Annotated in this window: 6 protein-coding genes; all 6 read right to left on the bottom strand. The window is 43.0% G+C overall.

Annotated elements, in window-relative coordinates; genetic code table 11:
* Nucleotides 1-24: 24 nt before the first annotated feature.
* Nucleotides 25-930, bottom strand: coding sequence for a transposase (locus AB3112_RS10090; protein ID WP_367334417.1), 906 nt, complete (start codon nt 928-930; stop codon nt 25-27).
* Nucleotides 931-1,001: 71 nt separating this feature from the next.
* Nucleotides 1,002-1,349, bottom strand: a complete 348-nt coding sequence (gene tnpB / locus AB3112_RS10085) for an IS66 family insertion sequence element accessory protein TnpB (RefSeq protein WP_003646556.1) — start codon at nt 1,347-1,349, stop codon at nt 1,002-1,004.
* On the bottom strand, nt 1,339-1,521 hold the full coding sequence (locus tag AB3112_RS10080) for a hypothetical protein (RefSeq protein WP_057874333.1): 183 nt from the start codon (nt 1,519-1,521) through the stop codon (nt 1,339-1,341). The genes tnpB and AB3112_RS10080 overlap by 11 nt, the downstream gene beginning before the upstream one ends.
* A 107-nt stretch (nt 1,522-1,628) precedes the next feature.
* Nucleotides 1,629-2,453: an IS3 family transposase gene (locus AB3112_RS10075; protein WP_229963732.1), complete on the bottom strand. Its 825-nt coding sequence runs from the start codon at nt 2,451-2,453 to the stop codon at nt 1,629-1,631.
* 26 nt (nt 2,454-2,479) lie between these two features.
* Complete coding sequence (locus AB3112_RS10070; RefSeq protein ID WP_016526651.1) at nt 2,480-3,004, bottom strand: helix-turn-helix domain-containing protein; 525 nt, start codon at nt 3,002-3,004, stop codon at nt 2,480-2,482.
* A 61-nt stretch (nt 3,005-3,065) separates the two neighbouring features.
* The coding region (locus tag AB3112_RS10065) for a putative holin-like toxin (RefSeq protein ID WP_318238852.1) at nt 3,066-3,147 on the bottom strand (82 nt) is incomplete at its 5' end.

The raw sequence follows: 3,147 nt of genomic DNA, 5'->3' as shown, positions 1-3,147 counted from the left end.
CTTAATTATACTAAATCAGAGTCTCTATTTAACTTGTACACTTTTTATTCTAGGCCCATATCCTTCATACAAGGATTGGGCAAAGACACCAGAACGTGTGGCACCATAAGCATAATAGACAATGGGATTTGGTTGTTTGATTGGTGTTCGCGCCACCCACATGTAAGACCTTGATGTCGCGGCTTTACCGGGTTCCCTCAGAACTTCGATTGGGGTTTCATCACCTTGCAGGTGATGAGCCGAGCACAAGTGTCGATGAAGTTCCTCATAGAGGGGTAATAGCTGTTGAGCAGATTTGTTAACCCAATTAGCCAAGGTAGCTTCTGATGTCTGATAGCCCAAACGACGAATCCCAGATAGTTGCCGATATAGCGGTACCCCCAAGACAAATTTATCATGTATAATTTCTGCCACTAGGGAGACCGAAGCCAAACTATGTGGGAACAAGGCCGGTGGCACCAATGGCTTGAACAAACCAGATGTTGCCGTATCATGAGCACATTGTTCACACTTATAAGTTTGCTCGTAGATTTTCTCCAAATATGCGTGGGCAGGAATGAAATGAAATTCTTCTCGGACATAACTTGTCCCAATCGGCTCGATGCCTGAATGTCCTGCTGGACATTTACCATCAGCTGGTTTAATGATGGTTACGCGTACTGGGACCTTTGAATCTACTTTTTCTCGCCGCGTCTTTTTCTTTGATTTCTTTGGCCGTACTTGATTTGACGCGGAGCTGCTTTGGTCTCCAGTTTGCTCTGGTTCGTTAAAAACACTATTTCCCTTGTCAAATAGTGACGTTTGATTAGGATTTAATACTTCGGATTTATGATCAAATAGTTTTCGCCTAAGATAGGCAATCTGTTCCTGAAGCCCCTTATTTTCTGCTTTGAGCTTGCGAATGATTTGATCCTTTTCTGATTCTGCCATGGGTGTCACCTCCTTGATGTAAGATTATTATCATTGAGTTTACCACTCATTTTCCAAACTAGAAAGCACTTTCAATGTCCTGGAGGGCAGACTTTATGAACCGTCGAATCTAACGCCCAACCACTCAATAAGCGAACAAGCTGACGCGGGTCCAATCTGCGAATTGCAAGCTGATTGGTCGGCCATTGTAGATGGCCATTTTCTAACCGTTTATATAATAGTAAGAAGCCGTCGCCATCCCAATAGAGGGCTTTGAAGCGGTCTTTGCGTGTACCACAAAAGAGATACAGTGCTTGCGAGTATGGATCCAAATCGTATTGCTCTTGGACGATACCCGCGAGTCCATCGATACCTTTTCGCAAATCAGTCTTACCACAAACTAGGTAGATTTGTTCGATTTTGCTGGTATCAATGATCATGTGGGAACACCGCCTTCATTACGGCATCGAGGATATACCCGTTGACGTGGTTGTAAACAATAACTGACTTATTGCCATCAACTTTGATTTGTAGCGCTTTGACGGGTCCAGAAGCTGGGGCTTCTGTTGTCCGACCGACTTTCACTTGCACGATTTCTGGTTGTTTATCCATCAAAAACACCTCACCAATTTATTTGATGAGGTAATCATAATCCATATGGCGGCCACAGGAAATTGAGGTGTACCCCAAAAGTTAAAGTAAATATTTGCTTGTCTTTCCTAGGCGGCACGGAGTCGATAGTTTATCGGCGATGTGCCGCCTAGTTTCATTTGAATTCGTTTCGTGTTGTAGTAGATTATCCACTTCTTCACAGCCGTTATCAATTCCTTTGCCGAATGATAATCTGACAAATCACCCAATTCAACCTTTAGCTTGTTAAAGAAGCTCTCCATACAAGCATTGTCTAAGCAGGTTGCTCGTCGAGACATGCTGGGTGTAATATGAGCGTTCTTGAGCTTCCTCTGCCAAGCTTGGTGGCGGTACTGCCAGCCTTGATCGGTGTGGAGAAATTGCTTGTACGGTTGATTGGGAATTAAGTTAACCAGTGACTCTAATGGTTTTAAAGCAAACTCAAGGTTTGGGCTGCCAGCCGTAATGGCAAAAGTTAGGATCTCATTGTTGTACAAATCCATGATTGGTTCAAAGTAGACCCTTTCTTGAGTTTGGGGAACTTTAAATTCAGTGACATCGGAAACCATTTTCTGGTTTGGCCGATCAGTTTGAAATCGCCGATGTAACTTATTCTTGACCCTGGTTCCTTCTGGTCCCTTAGACGAGTCGTACTTGCGGATCTTCTTGTGATAACCTTCTCCTTGGATCCCCAGCTCCTGCATCAACCGATAAACTCGCTTATGGTTGACTTTAAGGTCAAAGTCATTCAGGAGTGCCTGAGTAATCCGTAGAACGCCCATGTGATGGTCCTGATTCCAGATGCGGGAAATAAAGTGTTTCAATTGGCAATCCTTATCTGGTTGGTCAAATCGGCGCTTCCAATAGAAGAAGGTATCTGGTGAAATGGGCAAGACCCGTAGAAGGTCAGCCAGCTTAAATTGGGCCTCGAGGGTGCAGATTACTTGGGCGAGTTCTTTGTTCGTTGCTTCATCGAGGCCAATAATTTTAACGCTTCATTTTTGATGCGTAACTCCAGGTTCTCGGCCTCTAATTGCTTAAGCCGATTTTCTTCTGGGGAAAGTTTCTTCTTGGTTGACCGCTTCTTAGTTGGTTTCTTACGTTTATTTGTCATTTGGGGTTTCCGTCCTTTTGATATAGACATTAACCCATTTGGCCCCTGATTGCGATAAATTTCTTTCCATTGCTTAATCTGAGGAATTCCAACGTACCCGAACTTAGCGGCCACCTGCGTATAAGAAGCATTATTAATAATCGACCAATGAGCAACCTCAATTCTAAAATCAGGTGTTACCTGAGGCGGATTATACAATACATTAGCACCGTGAGTTCGATAAGCAGCGACAAGCATTCGAAATAATTTTGGGGCTATCTGATACTTATTTGCGATGCCAAGTGAACTTCCTTGACCAGCAAAATATTCAGTTAACGCACGTAATTTAGTTTCCTTTGAAATCTTAGTCATAAAAAATACCTCCAAAGCTAAAGCTTTTACTTTAACTTTGGGGGTATAGGTCATAAGGCGGTTATTTTTTTTGCTGACTTTTAATCAGCTCAACAATTAATGCGATTAAGGCTACGATAAACGTACCGAAAGCCAGCATTAAT

It is taken from the genome of Lentilactobacillus sp., from assembly GCF_040773105.1.
In the GTDB taxonomy this organism is placed as follows: domain Bacteria; phylum Bacillota; class Bacilli; order Lactobacillales; family Lactobacillaceae; genus Lentilactobacillus; species Lentilactobacillus parabuchneri.
The sequence above is the reverse complement of the archived record's forward strand: the minus strand, read 5'-3'. Positions and strand labels throughout refer to the sequence as shown.